At 61.3% G+C, this 21,738-nt stretch carries 18 protein-coding genes; 8 read left to right on the top strand and 10 right to left on the bottom strand.

Annotation, left to right across the window (positions count from 1 at the left end; all coding sequences use genetic code 11):
- Window positions 1-2: 2 nt before the first annotated feature.
- The 7 genes from AC6HU3_RS05440 to rpsU are packed head-to-tail and all read right to left on the bottom strand — an operon-like array spanning window position 3 to window position 9,549.
- Window positions 3-1,232, bottom strand: a complete 1,230-nt coding sequence (locus AC6HU3_RS05440; protein ID WP_497472769.1) for a type II secretion system F family protein — start codon at window positions 1,230-1,232, stop codon at window positions 3-5.
- Between the two features lie 18 nt (window positions 1,233-1,250).
- Entirely contained in the window at window positions 1,251-2,372 is a 1,122-nt protein-coding gene (locus tag AC6HU3_RS05435) for a type IV pilus twitching motility protein PilT (protein ID WP_497472768.1), read from the bottom strand.
- Window position 2,373: 1 nt separating this feature from the next.
- Window positions 2,374-4,089 (bottom strand): type IV-A pilus assembly ATPase PilB, encoded by a 1,716-nt coding sequence (gene pilB, locus AC6HU3_RS05430; protein ID WP_497472767.1) that lies wholly within the window; start codon window positions 4,087-4,089, stop codon window positions 2,374-2,376.
- Window positions 4,090-4,099: 10 nt separating this feature from the next.
- Window positions 4,100-5,770: a sigma-70 family RNA polymerase sigma factor gene (locus tag AC6HU3_RS05425; RefSeq protein WP_497472766.1), complete on the bottom strand. Its 1,671-nt coding sequence runs from the start codon at window positions 5,768-5,770 to the stop codon at window positions 4,100-4,102.
- A 1-nt stretch (window position 5,771) separates the two neighbouring features.
- Window positions 5,772-7,388: a DNA primase gene (gene dnaG, locus AC6HU3_RS05420; RefSeq protein WP_497472765.1), complete on the bottom strand. Its 1,617-nt coding sequence runs from the start codon at window positions 7,386-7,388 to the stop codon at window positions 5,772-5,774.
- Window positions 7,389-7,406: 18 nt separating this feature from the next.
- Entirely contained in the window at window positions 7,407-9,314 is a 1,908-nt protein-coding gene (locus AC6HU3_RS05415) for a MutS-related protein (RefSeq protein ID WP_497472764.1), read from the bottom strand.
- 31 nt (window positions 9,315-9,345) lie between these two features.
- On the bottom strand, window positions 9,346-9,549 hold the full coding sequence (rpsU, locus tag AC6HU3_RS05410) for a 30S ribosomal protein S21 (RefSeq protein ID WP_497472763.1): 204 nt from the start codon (window positions 9,547-9,549) through the stop codon (window positions 9,346-9,348).
- Window positions 9,550-9,680: 131 nt separating this feature from the next.
- Here rpsU and AC6HU3_RS05405 point away from each other — a divergent pair, with 131 nt between their 5' ends.
- Genes AC6HU3_RS05405 through AC6HU3_RS05370 form a run of 8 tightly spaced genes read left to right on the top strand, consistent with a single transcriptional unit; the run spans window position 9,681 to window position 19,061 of the window.
- Window positions 9,681-10,136, top strand: coding sequence for an LEA/WHy family protein (locus tag AC6HU3_RS05405; protein WP_497472762.1), 456 nt, complete (start codon window positions 9,681-9,683; stop codon window positions 10,134-10,136).
- Window positions 10,137-10,158: 22 nt separating this feature from the next.
- Entirely contained in the window at window positions 10,159-11,838 is a 1,680-nt protein-coding gene (gene hutU, locus AC6HU3_RS05400; protein ID WP_497472761.1) for a urocanate hydratase, read from the top strand.
- 2 nt (window positions 11,839-11,840) lie between these two features.
- Window positions 11,841-13,373, top strand: a complete 1,533-nt coding sequence (locus tag AC6HU3_RS05395; protein WP_497472760.1) for a YifB family Mg chelatase-like AAA ATPase — start codon at window positions 11,841-11,843, stop codon at window positions 13,371-13,373.
- A complete protein-coding gene (locus tag AC6HU3_RS05390) occupies window positions 13,370-14,125 on the top strand; it encodes a class I SAM-dependent methyltransferase (RefSeq protein ID WP_497472759.1) in 756 nt (251 codons plus the stop codon). Before AC6HU3_RS05395 ends, AC6HU3_RS05390 begins: the two co-directional genes overlap by 4 nt.
- 3 nt (window positions 14,126-14,128) lie before the next feature.
- The gene (locus AC6HU3_RS05385) at window positions 14,129-14,764 is read left to right on the top strand and encodes a flavin reductase family protein (RefSeq protein WP_497472758.1); all 636 of its coding nucleotides are present in this window, start codon (window positions 14,129-14,131) and stop codon (window positions 14,762-14,764) included.
- Between the two features lie 4 nt (window positions 14,765-14,768).
- On the top strand, window positions 14,769-16,724 hold the full coding sequence (locus AC6HU3_RS05380; protein WP_497536273.1) for an LVIVD repeat-containing protein: 1,956 nt from the start codon (window positions 14,769-14,771) through the stop codon (window positions 16,722-16,724).
- Between the two features lie 13 nt (window positions 16,725-16,737).
- The gene (locus AC6HU3_RS05375) at window positions 16,738-18,372 is read left to right on the top strand and encodes a hypothetical protein (RefSeq protein WP_497536272.1); all 1,635 of its coding nucleotides are present in this window, start codon (window positions 16,738-16,740) and stop codon (window positions 18,370-18,372) included.
- A gap of 14 nt (window positions 18,373-18,386) precedes the next feature.
- Window positions 18,387-19,061, top strand: coding sequence for an MBL fold metallo-hydrolase (locus AC6HU3_RS05370; RefSeq protein ID WP_497536271.1), 675 nt, complete (start codon window positions 18,387-18,389; stop codon window positions 19,059-19,061).
- A 125-nt stretch (window positions 19,062-19,186) separates the two neighbouring features.
- Here the strand turns inward: AC6HU3_RS05370 and AC6HU3_RS05365 are convergent, their stop codons facing one another.
- The 3 genes from AC6HU3_RS05365 to AC6HU3_RS05355 all read right to left on the bottom strand — a co-directional run bounded on the left by AC6HU3_RS05365 (window position 19,187) and on the right by AC6HU3_RS05355 (window position 21,593).
- Complete coding sequence (locus AC6HU3_RS05365; protein ID WP_497536270.1) at window positions 19,187-20,380, bottom strand: winged helix-turn-helix domain-containing protein; 1,194 nt, start codon at window positions 20,378-20,380, stop codon at window positions 19,187-19,189.
- Entirely contained in the window at window positions 20,377-20,733 is a 357-nt protein-coding gene (locus AC6HU3_RS05360; RefSeq protein WP_497536269.1) for a VOC family protein, read from the bottom strand. The genes AC6HU3_RS05365 and AC6HU3_RS05360 overlap by 4 nt, the downstream gene beginning before the upstream one ends.
- A gap of 152 nt (window positions 20,734-20,885) precedes the next feature.
- Window positions 20,886-21,593, bottom strand: a complete 708-nt coding sequence (locus AC6HU3_RS05355; protein WP_497536268.1) for a HEPN domain-containing protein — start codon at window positions 21,591-21,593, stop codon at window positions 20,886-20,888.
- Window positions 21,594-21,738: the final 145 nt, after the last annotated feature.

Genomic DNA, 21,738 nt, shown 5'->3' with positions numbered 1-21,738 from the left:
CCTCAGGCACCTCCAGAGACCGCTCCCGCCATTTTGAAAATGGGCAGATAGATAGCCAGGAGCACCACGAGCACGATGCCTCCCAGAAAGATGATGAGCATGGGCTCGATCAGGGAGGTCAGGGTTTCCACCGCCCGGTCCACCTCGTCGTCATAAAAGTCCGCGATCTTCTCAAACATGGGGGCCGTTTGACCGGATTTCTCCCCGATGGCCACCATGTGGACCACCATGGGCGGAAAGAGCCGGGGATATTTTCGGAGTCCGGAGGACAGGGGACGCCCCTCTTCCACGACCTTGCGGGTTTCCCTGAGGGCGTTGCCGATCACCACGTTCCCCGAACTCTCTGCCGTGATCTCCAGGGCGTGGAGAAGATCCACCCCCCCGGAGATCAGCATGGACAGGGTCCGGGTGAAGCGGGCGATGGAGGATTTGATCACCAGATCTCCAAACACGGGCAGGCGAAGGATGAACCGGTGCCAGAGGGCCCGTCCCCGGGATGTGCGAATGAAGCGCAGGAACACGAAAATGGTGGCGACCACCGCAGCGATGAGCACGATCATGCCCTTGGAGGTCATGAAGGCGCTCACGGCCATCACGGCCTTGGTGATGGCGGGGAGCTGATCCGCCTGGCCAGCCTCTTCAAAGATCTTGACGAAGCGGGGGACCACAAAGGTCATGAGCCCGATCACCACGGCGATGGCCACAATGAGCACCAGAATGGGATAGGCCATGGCGGATTTGATCTTCCCGATGAGTTTTTCCATTTTCTCAAAATAGAGTGAAATGGACTGCATGGTTTTGGGGAGGTTTCCGCTTTCTTCCCCGGCCCGGACCAGGCTCACGAAGAGAGGACCAAATACGTCTTTGTGTTTGTCCATGGCCTCCCAGAATTGTTTTCCTCCCTCCACATCCGCCCGCATCTCGTTCACGATCTTCTTGAACTTCTCCTTTTCCACCTGATCGGCATAGATGGCCAGGGCCTCCACCACGGAAATCCCGGCGTCCAGCATGGATGCCATCTGACGGGCAAAGATTGAAAGATCCCGCAGTCCGATCCGCTCCATGAAGCTCAGCTTAAGCTCCATCTGAAGGAGGGACTTGGCCTTAATGGACTGGGGGGAGATGCCTTTGCGCTGGAGGAGTTCCCGGGCCTCGTCTTCGCTGGCGGCCCGGATCGTGTCCTTCACAAGCCTCCCCGAGGGGTCACGCCCCACCCATTCAAACGTTGGCATGGCAGCCTCCTTGTTGTCTTACATCCGGCGTGTGCCGGCCCGAACCGGCCCCTCCCGGCTTCCCAGGCGCTCCAGATCCGCCGGGTTGGGGCTGTACTGGATGGCGGTTTCCCAGGAAATATGTCCCTCCCGATAGAGGCGATAGAGGGACTGGTTCATGGTGTGCATGCCCTCTTTCTGGCTGGTTTGCATCACGCTGTAGAGCTCGTGAATCCGGTTTTCCCGGATGATGTTCCGGACCGCCGGGGTGCCGAGCAGGACCTCGGTGGCCAGGATCCGGCCCTTTCCGGTTCCTTTCCCCACACGGGTGGGCAGCAGGCGCTGGGTGATCACCGCCTCCAGCACCGCGGCCAGCTGTACCCGCACCTGGGTCTGCTGATGGGGAGGAAACACGTCCACGATCCGGTTGATGGCCTCCGGCGCGGTGGGGGTGTGGAGGGTGGCGAACACCAGGTGACCGGTTTCCGCGGCGGTGAGGGCGGCCCCGATGGTTTCCAGGTCCCGCATCTCCCCCACCAGGATCACGTCCGGATCCTCGCGCAGGGCGGACTTGAGCGCGTTGGCAAAACTTTTTGTATCCACGTGGACCTCGCGCTGGGAAATCAGGCTCTTTTTGCTGCGGTGGAGGAACTCAATGGGATCCTCGATGGTGATGATGTGCTTGTTCTGGGTTTCGTTGATCACGTTGATGAGGGAGGCCAGGGTGGTGGACTTTCCCGAGCCCGTGGGCCCCGTGACCAGAATGAGCCCCTGATTTTTCTTGATGAGTTCCAGGGCAATGTCCGGCAGACGAAGTTCTTTCGGAGACGGGATCTCAAAGGGGATGGACCGGATGGCCAGGGCCACCGTTCCCCGCTGGAAGAAGGCGTTGGCCCGGAAACGGGCGAGGCCCGGAACAGACACGGCGAAATCCAGTTCTTTTTCGTCTTCCAGCTTTTTGCGCTGCTCGTCGTTCAGGAGATAAAAGATAAGCGCCCGGGCCATCTCCGGGGTGAGCCGGGTGTCTCCGTACCGCACCAGGTCTCCATCAATTCGGAAAATGGGGGGGGATCCGGCCACGATGTGGAGGTCTGAGGCCTTGCGCTGGGTCATCTCCTCCAGGAGGGTGCGCATGGTGAACGGAAGCTGGGTCTGGCTCATGTTATTCCTCCATGGTGACGCGAAGAACTTCTTCCCGGGTGGAGACTCCGGCCAGGAACTTCCGGATGGCCGCTTCCCGCAGGGTAATCATTCCCTGTTCCAGCGCGATTTCCCGGATTTCTGTGGCGCTTGCCCCCTCCACCAGGGCTTCGCGGATTTCGGGGGTGACCTTCATCACCTCATAGATCCCGATTCGGCCCTTATAGCCTGTGTTCTTGCACACCTCACACCCCTCGCCCTTGTAGAACACCTGGTCCCCGGGGAGGGATTCCGGATCGATGCCGATTTCCCGGAGGTCTTCCGGATGGTATTCCACAGGACGCTTGCAGTTAGTGCAGATCTTCCGCATGAGACGCTGGGCCACCACCAGGATGACCGAGGCGGCCACAAGGAAGGGCTCCACCCCCATGTCCACCAGTCGGGGAATGGAGGAGGGGGCGTCGTTGGTGTGAAGGGTGGAGAGGACCAGGTGCCCCGTCAGTGCGGCCTTGATGGCGATGGAGGCGGTTTCCTGATCACGGATCTCCCCCACCAGGATGATGTCGGGGTCCTGTCGGAGGAAGGCCCGGAGGGCCGATGCAAAGGTGAGCCCGATTTCTTCCCGGATGTTCACCTGATTGAGACCGTGGAAGTTGAACTCCACCGGATCCTCGGCGGTCATGATGTTGACTTCGGGTTTGTTCAGGATCTGCATGGCGGAATACAGGGTCGTGGATTTCCCGGACCCGGTGGGACCGGTCACCAGGATCATGCCATAGGGTTTGTGGATGGCTTCCAGGAAGAGTTCCAGTGCCTCCGGCTCAAACCCGAGTTTTTCCAGGTCCACGTTCAGGGCGGACTTGTCCAGGATACGCATCACCACCTTCTCGCCATGCACCACCGGCACGGTGGACACACGGATGTCCACGTCTTTGCCGCCCACCTTGATGCGGATCCGGCCGTCCTGGGGCAGGCGCCGTTCGGCGATGTCCAGTTTGGACATCACCTTCACACGGGACACGATGGCGTCTTTCAGACGGAGAGGGGGATGGGCGATCTCGTGGAGCACGCCGTCAATGCGGAAGCGCACCCGGAGGTCTTTTTCATAGGGTTCGATGTGAATATCCGAGGCCCCCAGTTTGATGGCCTGGGCCAGAATCCCGTTCACAAATTTGATCACCGGGGCGGCCTGGGCCTGCTGGAGGATGTCGACGGTTCCGACTTCCTGCTCCTCTTCGGTGACTTCGATGTCCTCTTCCGCGACCGCCTCCGAAAGGGCCTCCTCCACGAGGTCAGCGGAAGCGGTTCCAAAGATCCGGTCCAGGGTTTCCTGGATGTCGGAGGGCCGGGCCACCACCATCTGGATGTCGGCTCCCGTGGTGAACTTCAGGTCTTCCAGAGGCTGGAGGTTGGTGGGGTCGGCCACGGCCACGGTGAGACGCCGGCCCTTCCGGCGGAGGGGAACGATCAGGTGCTTTCGGAGAAAGTCCTGAGGGAAGCGCTTGACGAACTCTTCGTTGACCTCGTATTTCTGGAGATCCACATACTGAACCCGGTGCTGCTGGGCCAGGAACTTGGCGAGTTCCTCCTCGCTCATGAGCCCCGCCTGAACGATGGCCTCATACACGGGGATGTTTCCGGAGCGGACCCGCTGGAGGACCCCTTCTGCATCCTCCTTGGAAATCCGCCCCGCCCGGAGAAGAAGCTGCAGAATCCGGGTGTTTTGCTGGGTCAGCATCCTACCCTCCTCAGAGTTGATCGATGTATTTCAAAAAGATTTCCAGTTTTTTCGCGATTTCGGGGCTTCGGAGCATGCGCAGGGCCTTGTTTTCGATCTGGCGGATGCGCTCCCGGGTCACGCCAAACCGGTCCCCCACCTCTTCCAGGGTCATGGGGCGTTCGGTGGTGAGCCCAAACCGCATCTCCAGAATCTGACGTTCCCGGAGGGGCAGGGCGTTGAGCACTTCCTGGAGGCGTTCCTGCAGAACGGACAGGAAGGCCGCCTCATCCGGCCGCCGGGAGGCGTCATCCACCACAAACTCCGCAATGTGGTTTTCCTTGTCGTGGCCGATGGGACGATCCAGGGAAATGGGATCTTTCGCCGCCTTCATGGCCTGGCGGACCTTTTCGGTGGACACCTTCAGGCGGCGGGCCACCTCCTCCGGGGTGGGCTCCCGCCCCAGTTCCTGGAGAAGGTCCCGGGTCACCCGGGAAATTTTGGTGATGAGTTCGATCATATGGATGGGCACCCGGATGGTCCGGGACTGATCCGCAATAGCCCGGGTGATGGACTGGCGGATCCACCAGGTGGCATAGGTGGAGAACTTGTACCCCTTCCGGTAGTCAAATTTTTCCACGGCCTTGATAAGCCCGGCATTCCCTTCCTGCACCAGGTCCATGAACTCCAGACCCCGGTTGGAGAACCGTTTGGCGATCCCGATCACAAGCCGCACGTTCCCCTTCACCAGGGTATCCCGGGCGTGGTTATACCGCTCCAGTTCCCGTTCCATGGTGTGCACCATGGTCTCAAGATCCTCCAGGGGAACACCGAGCTCCTGACTGAGAGCCCGGGCCTCTTCCAGGCGGCCTTCCCTCTGGTGGCGCAGGGCTTCATGGGCTTTGGCCAGAAAGGTTTCGATGATATCCAGAACGGGATGGAACTGGAGGATGATGCCCCGCTCTCGATCCTCTTCCCCCACCAGATTGAGGGTGGAGAGAACGGCTTCGAGGAGTTTCTTTCGCCGGTTGTCCCGCTTCCGGGAAGGGGGTTCCTTTTCCAGTTCAAGAAGGGCCTGGAGGGTCTCGCGCAGGGTTTCAAAGGCCTCCCGCACCCGTGCCCGTTCACGCTCGTTCACCTTCCGGCTGGTCCAGAACTGGGAATCCACCTCCACCACCTCTTCCAGGAGTTTCTCTCCTTCCCGGGGGCTGTGATCCACCGGAACGCGGTCCAGGAGTTCCAGGAGGTGGCGCCAGCCGAACGGCGTTTCCATGATCATGCGGGTGAGGTTTCTCCGGGCTTCGTTGAGTTCCCGGGCGTAGAACTGCTCTTCCTCTTTTGTGAGAAGGCCGAGATCGGAGATCTGCTTCAGATAGGTTTTGGCCGGATCGCCTCCCGTGAAGAGGTCTTCGTCCTCTGCGTAGAGCTGGATCTCAATATCGTCTTCCCCGTTGGCTGTCCGCCGGATTTTCCGGTGAGCCACCCGCTCCTCGAATTCCTCATCCGTGAGGATGTCCACCCCCTGTTCGATCAGACGGGTGGCAATGTCTCCAAGGGTCTCCTCGGCCTGAAACCGGGTGGGCAGGAGGGACAGGAGCTGCCGTTCCGACAGGATCCCCCCCTGCCGTTTCGCGAAGTCCAGAATGTTCTGAAGGACCGTCTCCAAATCCCCGGTCCCTTTCCGGCGGGTCCGGATTTTCATCTTAGCCTTCTTGGTTGCTGCCATGGATTCCCTCCCTCACCATGGTTTGATAAAGGTGAAGCAACGTTTCATCCCGTGTTCGTTGAAAAAGAAACCGCACATACTCTCGCAGGGCCCGGACGAGAAGATCCCACTGTTCGTCTTCGTCCGCCGGGATCTCCTCAAACCGTGCCCGGGCCAGCTGGGCCTCCACCCAGGGATCGTCCAGACGATTCCCTTCCAGCATCCTGAAAAGGGCGCTCATCCGCTCGTCCTGCATCACCCAGGGGCGGACCCGGTCAAACACCTGCACAAAGGCTGAACGAAAGTCCCCCCCTTCGTCCACACAGGCCAGCGCAGCCACCCGGTAGGGAAGAAAGCGGTCCTGACGGTCTTTCCTTCGAGAGACCCCGGAACGAACCCCCGCAAGCTCTTTCTGGAGGGTATCCACACCCAGGCCGCTCTCCGCCGCAAGACGAGACAGCATGATCTCCTGAAGCACGGGGCTTTTCACCTCCCGCAACAGGGTAATTCCCTTCCGGATCCCGGAAAGGGAAAAGTCGTGTCCCGTGTAAAAATCCCAGAACGGCACCGTCTCTGCAATCCGATTTTGCAGAGATTCTGACCCCTCCTCCACCAGGAGGTCGGCCGGATCCTTCCCTTCGGGAAGGAGGACCACCTCCACCTCCAGACCGGATCGAAGCAGCACCTCGGCGCTTCGCCGGGCGGCCGATCGACCCGCCTCGTCCCCGTCAAACACCAGCCGGGCTTTCCCCACCACGCGTTTCAACAACGCGGCCTGGAGGGGAGAGAGAAAGGTCCCCAGGGGCGCCACCGCCCCTCCGATTCCGGCTTCATGCAGGGCCAGCACATCCATATACCCTTCCACCACCATCACAAACTCCCGTTCCTCCACCACCCGTCGGCCTTCCCAGAACCCATAGAGAACGCGCTGTTTTTCAAAAATAGGGGTGTTCTCAAAGTTAATATACTTCGGCGAGGCGGTTTTGTCAACCACCCTCCCCCCCATGGCCACCACCCGGCCCGAGGGACTCCGGATGGGGAACACGATCCGCCCCGCCATCCGTTCCACAAGGTTTCCCCCCCGTTCCACAAAGAGACCCGATTGAACCAGGTCCCGCCGGCTGAACCCTCTGGAGAGGAGAAGGTTTTGAAGCTCGTTCCCGGGCGGGGCATAGCCCAGCTGAAAGGTCACCACCGTGTTCATGGAGAGGCCCCTCCTCCCAAGGTATTCCAGCAGATCCGGGCGTTCCAGAAGGGCCCGGTGATAGATGTCCGTCGCCATCTGGAGCAGGGTGGACAGCCGGGCCGCCGGACGGCGATCCTCCAGTTCCTCCGGAGGAATCCCGGCCCGCTGGGCAAGCCACCGCAGGGCTTCCTGACGGGAAACCCGCTGGATTTTCTCCACAAAGGTGAGGAGGTTCCCGCCCTCTCCGCACCCGAAGCAGTGGAAGAGCCCCCGCTGCGGGTCCACATGAAAGGAAGGGGTGTCCTCCGCATGGAAGGGACACAGACCCACATAGGACTTGCCCGACCGGCGCAGCCGGACAAACTCCCCATACACCTCAAGAGGCGAGATTCGCTCCAGGATCCGTTCATACAGGTCCTGCATCGCCATGGGTAACTCCCGGGAACCTCAGGCGGGTACGGTGCGCAAAAGCTCCAGCGCGACTTCCATGCGCTGACCGTTCACATCCAGAATGGCTCGTCGTCCCCGGACCTCCACAAGACGCCCCCTCAGCCCGAATCCCCGGACGGCGTAGATCTGTCCCACTTCGGGACGTTCCACCGCCTCCCCTTCCTCCACGGCCAGGGACTCCTGCTTTTCCTCCCGAAGGGTTCTCCGCACCTTCCGGAGGCGCTCCAGGTCCTCCCGGGTCCGGAGTTCTTTCTGGAGGGCCTTCAGGGCCTTCTGCACGGTACGATCCGCTTTTTCCAGGCGGGCGTAGGCCTGATCCCGGGCCCGGCTCACAATCTCTTCGGCCTGGCTCCGGGCCCGCTGGAGGGTGGCCTCGGCCTCCTCCAGCATCCGCCGGGCCTCTTCGGCTTTCCGGTGGATCTCCTCCCGGAGGCGCCCGATCTCCTCGTCAATGGCCACCAGGGCCCGCCGGGCCTCCTCCAGGATGTCCGGGGGGAAGCCTTCCCGTTCCAGGATTTCCAGGGCGTGGGATGCACCCATCTCGCCCCAGGCCACTTCATACAGGGGTTTTCCGGTGATTTCGTCAAATTGCATGGCAGCCTGGATCACCCGGGGGTCCCGACCGAGGAGGATCTTGAGGGGTGAGAGGTGGGTGGTGATCCACACCTGGGCGCCCCGATCCAGCAGAGAACGGGTCACCGCATAGGCCAGGGCCGAGCCTTCCTGGGGATCCGTGGCCGCAAAGGGTTCATCCAGAAGGACCAGCGCCGGGGGGGCCACATGTTCCAGCACCTCCCGGATCTCCCGGGCAATCCCGGTGAAACTGGAGGCCCCGAAGGCGATGTTCTGCGGGTCTTCAAAGCCAATGGTCCAGATCTCCTGAAACACCGGACCGGCCACCCGTTTCCCCGGGAAGGGGATGCCCAGGCGGATGGCCAGGGCGGCCAGGCCCACCGTTTTGAGAACGGCGGTCTTCCCGCCCGCGTTGGGACCCGAAATCACCACGCCCTGAACGTCTTTCCCCGACAGGCTGAAAGGCACCACGGTCTCCTGGAGGACCAGGAGGACCGGATGGCGCACCTCCTGAAGATCCCAGGAAGACGCCTCCTCGGGCCAGACGGCGCCCCGCTCCCGGGCATAGCGCACCAGCACGCTCACCCGCTCCGCCTGCACCAGCACCTCGTGGATCTTCAGAAGGAGGGGGAGGGCCCGGTGAACATCGCGGGAGCGCTCCTGCAGGATGCGCTGCTCTTCCTCCCGGAGGGTCTCCCGGGTCCGGATCCATGCGTTCTGAAGGTCCACCACCTCAAAGGGCTCCACGAAAAGGGTGGCTTCCCGGTTGGACAGGGCGTGCACCACCCCGGGAGGGGAGACGTGGGAGGCCACGGGAATCACATACCGTCCGTTTCGCTGGGTGACGAACCGTTCCCGAACCCATCCCCGGGAGGCATACCGGTCCAGCAGGGCTTCGAGCCGGGCAAGGAGTTCCTGTTCCTCCTTCCGGGCCTTTTCCCGGAGCCTCCGGATTTCGGGATAGGTTCGCTCGTTGATGCTTCCGTCGTCAAGGAAACTCTCCATCAGGGTGCGCCGGAGCACCCGGAGGGGAAGGGGATCGGGAAACAGGTCTGCAAGAGGGGTGGAGATCATCCGCTCAAAGAGCTTTTCGTATTCATAGAGGAACACGCCCAGGGTGCGAAGGGCCTGGCCTGGGAGCACCTTCTCTTTCCGGGCTTCGTCCAGAATCCCGGCCACATCCGGGACGGTGTGGAAGGGGGGAAGGTCCTCCACCCCCTGGAAAGACCGGAAAAGCTCTTCCCGTTCGGCCCGTTTCCCGGGATCCAGCAGCCAGGAGACGAGATCCCGCCGGGCCCGTTCCGAAAAAGCAAACGCCTGGATGTCCTTCATCCAGAGAGGAACATCCAGGCGTTCCAGGACCTCAGGCAAGTTCACGTTCGCGCCGAAGTTTGCGCAGGAGCCGACGCCGTGCGGCAAGCTCCTCGCGCTTCCTCCGTTCGGAAGGCTTCTCATACACGGACTTGCGCTTCACCTCCTGCAGAATGCCATCCCGCGCCACGGCCTTCCGGAAGCGCTTCATCAGGCTGTCAAAGGACTCACCGTCCCTCAGCCGGACACCCGTCATGCAACTCACCCCCTTCGGTTTTTTCGGGTTCCGGAATAAGTATACCGCCTCCGCTCCGGCCCATCAAGGGTTCGGGTTGGAGGAGTGCCCCCCACCTTGAAGGTCCGTCCTTCCCGGCATAGCATCATAACATGAAACGCATGCTTCCGGTGTTGCTTCTTTCAGGAGGGGTGCTTCTTTCCTGCACGGCCTTCCGGGAACGTCTCGCCGTTCGCGATCTCCGGATTACCTTCACATCCGCCACTCTTCAGGAGGTTTCCCTCTCCGGGGCCCGTTTGCGCCTTTCTTTTTCGGCCTACAACCCCAACGCCGTCCGGGCGGTGCTGGACCGGTTCTCCTTTGACCTCTATGGCAACGACGTCCGGATCGCCACGGGCGAAACCAGCGAACCGCTCGCGGTGGAGCCCCGGAAAAGCGCGGATCTTTCCCTGGACGTGTTTGTCCCCTGGACCCGCCTTTCCTCAGGCCTGGCCCGGGCCATCCGGGAAAAATCGGCCCGATTGAAAGTGGAGGGGTTTGCCCACGTCTCCACCCCACTGGGGGATCTCCGGTTCCGGGTGGTGGACGTGGCCCGCACGTTTCGTTAATTTGACAAAAGGAGGATGATCCATGGCCGTCCGCTATGAAATTCGGGCGCCCCGCGGCCGGGAGAAAACCGCGAGAACCTGGCATGCGGAGGCCGCCAAACGGATGCTCATGAACAACCTGGACCCCGAGGTGGCCAAAGACCCGGCCCACCTCATCGTGTATGGAGGGACCGGGCGGGCCGCCCGGAACTGGGAGGCCTTCTGGGCGATTGTCCGCGCCCTGGATGAACTGGAACCCGACGAGACCCTTCTGGTGCAGTCCGGCAAGCCGGTGGGCATCTTCAAAACCCACGAATGGGCGCCCCGGGTGCTCATCGCCAACAGCAACCTGGTCCCCAAATGGGCCACCTGGGACTATTTCCGGGAACTGGAGGAGCGGGGCCTCATCATGTATGGCCAGATGACGGCAGGCTCCTGGATCTACATCGGCACCCAGGGCATCCTCCAGGGGACCTATGAAACTTTCTATGCGGCAGCCCTCAAACATTTCGGCGGCACCCTCCGGGGCAAACTGGTGGTCACCGCGGGTCTGGGGGAAATGGGGGGCGCCCAGCCTCTGGCGGCCACCCTGAACGACGGGGTGATGATCGCGGTGGAGGTGAACCCCTGGGCCATTGAGCGACGGATCAAGCACGGTTATCTGGACACCCGGGCCGATTCCCTGGACGAAGCCCTACGGCTTGCCGACGAGGCCCTGCGCAAGGGAGAACCTCTCTCCATCGGGCTTCTCGGGAACATCGCGGATGTGCTCCCCGAAATGCACCGGCGGGGCGTGAAAATCGACGTGCTCACCGACCAGACCGCTGCCCATGACCCCCTGAACGGCTACATCCCCTCCGGCTACTCCGTGGAAGAAGCGGAAGAATTCCGGAAGAAAGACCCTCAGGGATATCTCCGGGCGGTGGGTGAATCCGCGGCCCGTCATGTGGAGGCCATGCTCGCCTATCTCCGGGACGGCACGGTGACGTTTGAATACGGCAACAACCTCCGCCGGCTGGCCTATGACAACGGTGTGTCGGACGCCTTTGAGATCCAGGGGTATGTGCCCGCCTTTATCCGGGACCTTTTCGCCCAGGGGAAGGGACCCTTCCGGTGGGTGGCCCTCTCCGGGAATCCGGAAGACATTTTCAAAACGGACCGGAAGGTGCTGGAGCTTTTCCCCCACGACGACCACCTCCGGAAGTGGATCGAACTTGCCCAGAAGAAGGTGAAGTGGCAGGGCCTTCCCGCGCGGATCTGCTGGCTCGGCCAGGGGGAACGGGCGGAGTTCGGACTCGCCATCAACGAGATGGTGCGCAAGGGTGAACTGGACGCTCCCATCGTGATCGGGCGGGATCACCACGACACCGGATCGGTGGCCTCCCCCTATCGGGAAACGGAAGCCATGAAGGACGGCTCGGACGCCGTTGCGGACTGGCCCATTCTGAACGCCATGCTCAACGTGGCAAGCGGGGCCTCCTGGGTGAGCTTCCACCACGGAGGCGGGGTGGGCATCGGCTATTCCCTCCATGCCGGCATGGTGATCGTGGCGGACGGCACGAAGGAGATGGACGTGCGCCTGGAGCGGGTACTGACCAACGATCCGGGCATCGGGGTCATCCGGCATGCGGATGCGGGTTATGAGATTGCCATCGAAACAGCTCGAAAGCACAACCTGGTGATCCCCATGGAGCGATACGGGGGACTTCCGGACGAGTCCTGATCATGTATGCCCGGGTGCTTTCTGCGACGGTGCAGGGGGTGGATGGCATCCCCGTGACGGTGGAGGTGGACCTTTCTCAGGGGCTTCCCAACTTTACGATTGTAGGCCTTCCGGAAGGGGCGGTGAAGGAAAGCAAAGAGCGGGTGCTGGCTGCGCTGAAAAACGCGGGGTTCAGCCTTCCAATGAAGCGCATCACGGTGAACCTGGCACCGGCGGACATGCGCAAAGAAGGCTCGGGCTTTGACCTGCCCATCGCCCTGGGGATCCTCGCGGCCCTTGGCATCCTGCCCGAGGACGCGCTATCCCGGCATGCCTTTGTGGGGGAGCTCGCTCTGGACGGGCGTCTCCGGCCCGTCCGGGGGATGCTCCCCATCACCCTGACACTGGCCGACCGGGTGGATGCCCTGGTGGCCCCCAGCCGCGTGGCCCCCGAAGGCGCCCTGGTCCAGCAGGCCACGGTGTTTGGCTTTGATCACCTTTCGGACGTGGTGGACTTCCTTCAGGGGGAGAAGGAGGCCGAACCGGTCCGGGTGGACCTGAATGCCCTGTTTTCCGAGGCCGCGCAATACGATGTGGATTTTGCCGAGGTCAAGGGTCAGCTCCACGCCAAGCGGGCCCTGGAGATCGCGGCGGCGGGCGGGCATAACGTGCTGATGGTGGGCCCACCGGGATCGGGCAAAACCATGCTGGCCCGGAGACTCCCCACCATCCTTCCGCCCCTCACCCTGGAGGAAGCCCTGGAGGTCACGAAGATCCATTCCGTGGCGGGACTCCTTCGGGGACCGCTCGTGGCCGTCCGTCCCTTCCGGGCGCCCCACCACACCATTTCCAGCGTGGGCCTCATCGGGGGAGGGAGCGTTCCCCGACCCGGTGAGGTGAGCCTAGCCCATCACGGCGTGCTCTTTCTGGACGAACTCCCGGAGTTTTCCCGGAACGTGCTGGAAGTCCTTCGCCAGCCCATGGAAGACGGTTTTGTGACCATCACCCGGGCGAGAATGACGGTGCAGTATCCCGCCCGGTTCACCCTGGTGGCCGCCATGAACCCCTGTCCCTGCGGTTATCTCACCGATCCCGTGAAGGAATGCACCTGCACGCCCGGTCAGATCCACCGCTATCACGCCCGGATCTCCGGTCCCCTCATGGACCGGATTGACCTGCATATTGAGGTCCCCGCCCTGCCCGTGGAGGAACTCCGTCGCAAGGAGGACGGGGAGCCTTCGGAAGTGATCCGGGAGCGGGTGGTGGAGGCCCGGATGCGTCAGCTGGCCCGGTTCAAGAACCGTCCAGGGATGTACGCCAACGCCCAGATGGGCACCCGGGAGATCAAACAGTTTGTCCGGATGCCCCCCGAGACCGAACAGTTTCTCTTTCAGGCGGTGGAGCGGCTGGGGTTTTCGGCCCGGGCCTATGGACGGATCCTGAAAGTGGCCCGGACCATTGCGGACCTGGCGGGAAGCGATCAAATCGAGACGCCCCACGTGGCTGAAGCCCTGCAATATCGCATGCTGGATCGAAGGGACTGGTATCTGGCATGAAGGGCCCATGGTTTGAAGACAGGGCCTTCTGGGAGGTGGTTCGCCCGGTTCTGTTCAGCGAAGATCGAGTCCAGCAGGGGAAGGAGGAAGCCGGTGCCATCGTGGACCTTCTGGGTCTTCGACCACCGGCGCGGGTGCTGGACCTGGCCTGCGGGGTGGGTCGGCACAGCCTGGAGCTCGCCCGCCGGGGCTTCCAGGTCACGGCTGTGGATCTGGTGGAGGCCTATGTGGAGGAAGGTCGACGCAGGGCCGAAGAAAAGGGGCTTGCCATCGAATGGGGGGTGGCCGACATGCGGGCCTTCCGCCGGGAAGAAGCCTTTGACGGTGCCTTTCTTTTCTTCACCTCCTTCGGCTTTTTTGAAACCCGGGAGGAGGACCGGAGGGTGCTGGACAACCTGTGGGCCTCCCTTGTCCCCGGCGGGAGATTGCTCCTGGAGATGAAAGGCAAAGAGGTGTTCGCCCGCACCTGTCCGGCCGTTTCCACCTGGTATGAGGGAAACGGCACGCTGCTTCTTGAGGACGTGGTGATCGAAAACGGATTTGAGGGGGCACGAACCCGCTGGATCGTGGTCACTCCGGAGGGACAGCGCAGAGAATACACCTTTCGGCTTCGTCTCTACTCTGCCCGGGAACTCCGGGATATGCTGGAGGATGCGGGGTTTGAGGACATCGCGGTGTATGGGAGTCTGGCCCGAACGCCCTATGACCACACGGCGAAACGGATGGTGGTGGTGGCCCGGAAACCGGAGTGAAGGATGGCCCGGAAAAAGCGGAAAAAACGCCCCGCCCGTGAGACGAAGCCCACCACAGACGTCCAGGTTTCCGCGGCCCGACCTCCGGAGGAACTCGCGGGCCTTCTGCGATTCACCTATCCGGGGGTGGTGGCGGTCATCACGGTGGAAGCCGGGGGACGGAGAAACGTGATGCCGGCGGGCTGGCACATGCCGGTCTCCCACGAGCCTCCCATGTGGGCGGTGGCGGTGGGCTATGCCCGGTATACCCACGAACTCCTCCAGAAAACCGACGCGTTCGTGATCCAGTTCTTTCCCCTCCGTCATGCGGACTGGATTATGCGCACGGGGCGGGTGAGCGGACGGGAGGTGGACAAAATCCAGCAGTTTCATCTTCCCGTCGCCCCGGCCCGAACGGTGGAGGGGTTCTGGATCCGGGGAGCCTATGCGGTGGTGGAATGCCGCATCCAGGCACGCTATCCTGCCGGAGACCATGAGATTGTGGTGGGGGAAGTGGTGGACGGGTTTCACACCGCGGGGGTGCTGGACGAAGAGGGGGGCCTGGTGGTGGAAGCCATGGACCCCGCCCTTTATCTGGGGCGGGGGACGTTTCTGGACCTTGAGACCGGCCGGCGGTTCAGTCCCTTAAGCAGGAGGTGAGGGAATGGGCCTCATAGGGATGGTCCTGGCCCTGGCGTACGATTTTTCCATCACGCCCTTTCGCACCCTGGAGGTGGATACCGTGCGTCGCGTGCTCTGGGCAGCGACGGACCGGACCCTCTGGGCGGACACCCTCCGGGACACCCTGGTGGATCCGGTGCGGTTTTATCCCCTTCCCGGAACGGGCAAACCCGTGGACCTCCTTTGGCACGATCCCTACCTTGTCCTTTTCACCGATGAACCCGCCCTGTACGTGGCCGACGTGAGCACCTATCCCGTTCTCAACTGGACGGCTTCTTTTCCTCTTCCGCCTTCAGAGGATCCCCTCCGGGCTCTTCTGCTGTCAACCTCCGACACCCTCTGGCTTCCCATGGGATCCGAACTCCTGCGGTTTTCTCTGCCCGGCCTCATGCCCCTGGGCCCCCTTGCACTGCCTTCCCGGATCCGGGATGTGGCGGTGACTTCGGAGTCGCTCTATGTGGCCACCGATTCGGGACTGGTGGTGCTTCCCCGGGGGAATCCTGCAGGCTGGAGCCTGGACCCGTCCTTCCGACCCCGGCGTGTTGCGGTGGGGGATACCCTTCTGTTTGCCGCATTCTGGCCAGACAGCGTGGCCGTATTTCGCCTGAGCGACCGGTCCTTTCTCCGGGGAATGAGAATGTTTGGCGGTAATGATTTCGTTCTTTCCATGGTTCCGCGAGGAAACAAGCTTGCCGTGCTGAGGGGTTCCAGAGGACGTGCGGACCTATATCAAGCGGATACTGTACCCTTTCCTCAGATAGGGGGCATCCCTCTCGAGGACCTTTTTCAGTGCAGAATGGGCGATGTTGCGCTTCCCGTTCGGCCGGATGTGATGGGGTTTCTGGGGGACACGCTGGCGGCGGCGTCGGGAGGATGTGTGGGAACGACCGCCGGACACGCCCTGCGGTCTCCCCGGGTCGTTGCGATGGATGCGGAAAACACGCTGGTGTTTTCTGTGAAATCCTGGGGAGTTTTGCTTGTGAACGACTCGCTCGAAAACCCTCCTTTTTACCGGCTTCCCCCTCCTCCAACGGACACGTTCTACCGGGATGTCTATGTTTACGGGAACGGGGCCTATCTTGCAACGGCAGATCTGTTGTATTTTCGCGTGTGGGACATCTCGGACCCCACCAGCCCCCAGGAAATCTGGTCATCCCGGATCAGGCCCGGTCAGATCCGGGGCAAGCAGACTCAGGCGGTGGTGAAACGCAACATCGGTTCCACCCTGTACCTCGTGGACCTTTCCACCCTTTCTCTGTCGGGCAACGCCACGGCCCCCTGCAATGTCCGTGATTTTGCCCACGATCCGCCCTTCACCTATGGGATCTGCGGGGACACCCTCTTTCGGATCGACTGGCGCGATCCCGCATCGCCACAGGCCTCCTGGATCACCACCGGAACCGACCTTCTGGGCGTGGATGCGGAATCCTCCTATGTCGTGGTGGTCACCTATGCGGGTGTGGCCCTCTACGATACGGGCCTTGTGAACCTCGCCTCCTTCCCCCTTTCCGCACCGGTGGATGTGGCCCTGGAGGGGGGTCATGTCTTTGCCCTGGATCCTCCGGAGGAGGTTGCCATTCTCCGTGTCCCGGATCTTTCCTACGAAAGCGCACTACCTCTCCCTGCCGGGCGTTTCCCCACCGAGATCCGTGCACGGGCGGGCAAGGTTCGGGTTCGGGATGACCGGCAGGTGTGGGTGTGGGTGCTCTCCGGTGTGGGCGTGCAGGAGCAGAAGACGGTAAAAGCCCTGCCCTTCCGGATTCTTCCAGGGGGCATGGTGCTTCAGGGAAGGGGATCTGTGGAGGTTCGGGACCTTCTCGGGCGGAAGGTGTGGTTTTCTTCCCGGGGTGTGCCGGGGATGCGGGTGGATCTTCGACCGGGTGTGTATGTGGTGCGGATGCAGCAGCCCCGGGGCGTCTGGAAAGTTCTGATCCCCTGACAGGAGGAAGGCCATGACCGTTCTCTTTGCCCTGGTTCTCTTTGCCGCCCGCCCTCCACGGGCAAAGGTACCCATCTACGGGGGCCAGGTGGCCCACACGGTGTCCAATGACTGCTCGCTGGGGGACCCCAACAGCGTCCTTCCTTCCCTCACCTGGCCGGGAGACTCGCAGTCCTTCAACAACTATCACCTCTGGGAAGGGAGGTTCCTGATCTCCGTGGGTGAACCTTTTCTCCAGGTGGTGAACTGCGAATACAACGACTGGCGATGGGGGCCATCCGATCCTGCCCGGTGGGGATGGCCCTCCGATACCATCCCCTATGAAGGACCTGGCAAAAGCCCCCATGACCTGGTGGTGGCCTTTGACGACTTTGCCGACAATCCATACAACCCGGGACCCTATCGAACGGGAATCGGCGTCTGGATGCGCACCCTTCACTGGAGTGAGGGGCCCCTGAGCCAGATCTACTTCCACGAATACTTCGTCTTTTACGATCCTGCCGAATGCACCCTGCCCTCTTGCCCCGACACCCTCCGGGACGTGGTGGTGGGATGGACGATGGACGCCGACGTGAGCGGGATCGATCTGAACATGCCCCAGAGGGATGACTGGGTCACCTATGAAGGGTGGCGGGATTCGCCCTTCACGCCGAAGGACGAATGGACGATTCTGGGAGACACGGCGTATCCCGGACCCGATGGCGTCCCCGATCACCTTCTCATCTGGGGGGATGATCCAGACGAGTTTGTGCTCCCCGGGGAAGGGGATACGTTTGTGGTGAACCGGAACGGAACGCCGGTGACGGTGGTGGGGTATCTCATCCCTGTGAACGTGTCCATCATTCTGGACGGCGATGACCCCCTGACACCCGAAGGGGATTCGCTGGAAGGGGGACGAAGCGGTGCGGTGGGGTTCGCCCTCCTGTGGGCGCCCCCCTCACCGTCGGATTCGGTGTGGGCAGGTCGGCGGATGATCCGCCCCCTTGCCCACCAGTGGTGGACGTGGGTTAATGATCCAGTCACGGACACCGTGGTCTACCAGATGATGCGAGGAATCTGGGAGCCCCGGGGAGGGTTTCGCATCGCCCCTGACCCGGCCTATTTTGATTTCGGGGCTTACGACCACCGCTTCCACCATTCGGCGGGACCCTTTGATCTTGCAGCCGGGGACACCCTCCGGTTCGTGGTGATGGAAGCGGTGGGAGGCGGGTTTGTGGGGATGGAAGACACCGTCTGGAACACGGGATTTCTCCTCGGACTCCATCAGCTCGTGGGGCTGGGACTCCGGGCTTTTTATGCAGGATCGGGAACGGATCCCCTTCACCCTGAACTTGCGCCTCCCGTGTGGGGCGGTCTGGATGGTCTCCAGGACACACGGCACTGGCAGATCGGGGTGGGGGTGGAGGAAACGCGAGCGCAAAGAAGAAGGGTGCGCCTCAGGATGAATGGTCCCCGGCTGTATCTTTCCGGACAGGAAGCGGTGCGCATCCAGGTCTGGGATATGCTGGGGCGCGCTGTGGGCAGGACCCATCTGATCCTTCGACCCGAAGGGGTGCGCTTTCCCCTTGCGTTGAGACCGGGTGTGTATGTGCTTCAGGTGGAGGGGAGGAACTGGAGGGAGCGTGAACGGATCGTGATTCTCCGCTGAACAGGAGGTGTGCCATGACCATTGAATTTGTGGGCCATGCCTGTTTCATCATCACCCTGGCGTCCGGGAAGGTGGTGGTGATGGACCCCTACCGGCCCAACGCCTTCGGAGGGGCCCTCAAATATCGCGCCCTCACCACCCCGGCCGATGTGGCCCTGGTGAGCCATCACCACGCCGATCATGACGGGGTGAACGAGGTTCCGGGGAATCCCAACGTCGTGGACACACCGGGTGAACACACGGTGGACGGCATTCACGTGATCGGGTTTTCCACCTTCCACGATAAGTCGCAGGGCAAAGAGCGGGGACCCAACATCGTGTTTGCGCTGGATGCGGAGGGCCTCCGGGTGGTCCACCTGGGCGACCTGGGCCATCTTCTTCCGGAACATCAGGTGAAGGAGCTCCGTCCAGTTGCGGTGCTTCTTGTGCCGGTGGGCGGGCACTTCACCATTGACGCGAAAGAGGCCTGGCAGGTGGTGGAAGCCCTCCAGCCGAAGGTGGTGATCCCCATGCACTACAAAACGCCCGCCGTGGACTTCCCCATTGCGGGGGTGGAGGCTTTTCTGAAGATCGCCGAAGAGCACGGCGTTCCGGTGAAACGCTATCCGGAAGGGAAGGTCACCCTGTCGGAGGGCGATCTTCCTGAATCCACGGAGGTGTGGGTCCTCTCCCCCACCCACATGCCGTGAGGAGAGCGGGTAACCCCGGATAGAGGAAGCCCCTGATGGGGTGGGGATGAAAAGCTGCTCTTCTGTTCGGGCAACACGGGTGTGTGGGCAGTGTCCGCTGGATTACAGGTTTCACACCAGAGTCGCTACAGAAATGTGGAAATGGGATGAACATCCTGGGCGCCAAGGTATTTGGCGAACGCTTCCAGAGCATGCACGAAGGCTGTTCGCATGGGGGCGGAGGGTTTGATGTCTGGCTCCCACCACCAGTGTCTGACCCGCAGAGAGCGGGTCTTCTTGTCAAACTGAAATTCGAGACGCGCCACGAAATGTTCGCCATAAAGGACAGGAAGCGTATAATGTCCATATCGCCGGCGGCTTTTGGGGACATAGGCTTCCCACACATACTCAAAATCGAACAGCGCCGCGATCATTTTCCTGTTCCACAACAGGTTATCCAGCGGTGCGAGAAACGCGACCTGGGGCTCCGGGGGTGTCTGCTGCTGAACCCGCTCCAGCAGGGGCAGGTCGGTCGTACGCATATAAAACGTCCACCGGCTGATCCCCTGCACTTTCACCGGAACGAGTCGATGGTGCTTCACCAATCGGGCAAGCGCTTCCCTCCGCTCGCGGCTTTGGGCACCGACAATACCCGACCAGTGCTCGCCCGCGTTGGGGGCAGCAAGTCCCATGCTTCCCACACGTCGCAGGACATGCCAGTCGTGGTAGGCGTGCTCATCCACATGGGGGTCGGGAGCGGACAAGAATTCTTCCGGCAACAATCGTTCGATGAGGTCGAAATAACGCCGATGACCCTTTCGATGATGAATGCCGAGTTTCCCTGTCTGGTAGAGTGCTTCCAGCGTGATACGAACGGCCCGGGTCCGCCCCCAGCCCTCCTCGACCCTGATTGTGCTTTTGAAGTCCAGCGAACTGAGCGGTCCTTCGGCCTTGATGCGGCGCAGGATCTCGTCAGTGAACTGGTGAATCTTTCTCTCCTGCTGCTGAAAGCGCTCCTCGAAAGCCCTTCGTTGTGGAGCGAAATAGGGCCAGTCTTCGCGGAGATAAATGGACGCCTGTTTGTCCCAGCCGTCAAACAATTGACGTGAACCATAAAGCAATTCTTCCAGCATGGCCGGGCGGTAATCACGAACACGAGACTGAAGCACGAGATCAGGATTTCTCCCCACCACGTCCACCGGGTCAAACTGAACACAGCCAACCCTGCGCAGGAAGGCCAGGATTCCCTGCTGACCCTGCAGCGCCCTCGGCGGCCACAATCCGTGATACGCCAGGAGAAATCGGCGGGCTTCCGACTTGCTGATCAGGCGTTCTTTCACATCGTGATCCCGTTTTGTCCCGGATCGCCGGTGTGACCGTTGTGAAAGGGATCCATATACATAACCGTGCGGGAACCGAACTCCTGGTCAGTCAGGGGTTGGATAGGCGTCAGGCCTTTTTCTTGCAATTGGGCGGCAAAGGCGTCCACATTGTCTACCACGAGGAAGAGCCCGACTCCACGAGTGTTCGCTTCAGGGTGGTCGGTAGGGTGTAGGGCCAGCGTGGCCGGCGCAAGGTCGAACTCCACACAGGCTTCCGAGGTGTACCGCAGGGGAAGCTCCAGCGTATCTCGATAAAAGGCCAGAGCCTTTTCCATGTCGGAAACATGGGGCACGCAGATGGTGAATTGCATGGGTGTCCTCCTGTTGATGGCACCAGCGGTGCAGCGTCACTGTCTTTCCATGGTCACCTGCGCGTGTTTTTCAGGCATTAATCCCGCGGCTTTCGGGCATGGTGCAGACGTATCCGCAGGACACAGGGTTGGGTAGGCAGAAAAGGCATGTCTTAAGGGACTTCCGCCAATTCCTCTAATTTCTTCCTACTCTTCTCGTAAATTCTCTCCGCAACTACAAGTAACCTGTTAGCATCCTGCACTGTGTGGCCTATCCGTCTACTTCTACGATTTCGTCGGGGAGCCTCAAAATCGATATCCAATTCATGAATTATTCTGTTTCGTTCACTAAAGATCCTTTGAAGATCATCGCGCCCCACATTTTCTTGGTCAAACACTCCAGACAACCCAAGTGCATCTACTGCTTTTGACAATGCTTCTACAGATTGCAAGCTATTCTTTGTTAATTCTTCAACATACTGTTCTATCAAACCTTCTTGGACGTTCTCGGCCGTTAGTATAAGGGCCAAAAACTTCTCACTGTTATCCCCTTTTAATCTCCTTTCAACAAACTTCTGAAAAGAAGACCTCGCTTCCCTTTCCTTTTTGCACAAAGACGGAAGTACACTCCGCAAAATTTCTTTTGTCATGGCATCCAGGCCAGAGGCTGCCATCACCAGCATGGCACGTAAAAGGTCTTGCTCCTCATCAGTCAATGCACCACGACCAGCTTTCCTTTCCTTTCTTACCTTTCGCAAAGCATCTAACAATGCGCGAGTAGAATCATGCGTATACTGCAGTATCAGATGAGCTCTCTCGAGCAAAGGGTTACGAGGAGATGGTAAGTTAAAGCTCCTGACGTGTTCATCTGAAAGGCCCATCCCTTTCCTCCCATAGGTACAATAAGCCTAACCATGGCGTCAGCGGCGCGGCGTCGCCGTCCTTCCACCACCATGGGCGAAGCCAACATCGCCCGAAATGCCGCCGACATTGGCGCCAGGCGCAGCCGCGTCCGCTGCACGCAGG

The organism is Caldifarcimen microaerophilum (assembly GCF_055387105.1).
This window is presented reverse-complemented; position numbering and strand designations above follow the sequence as displayed.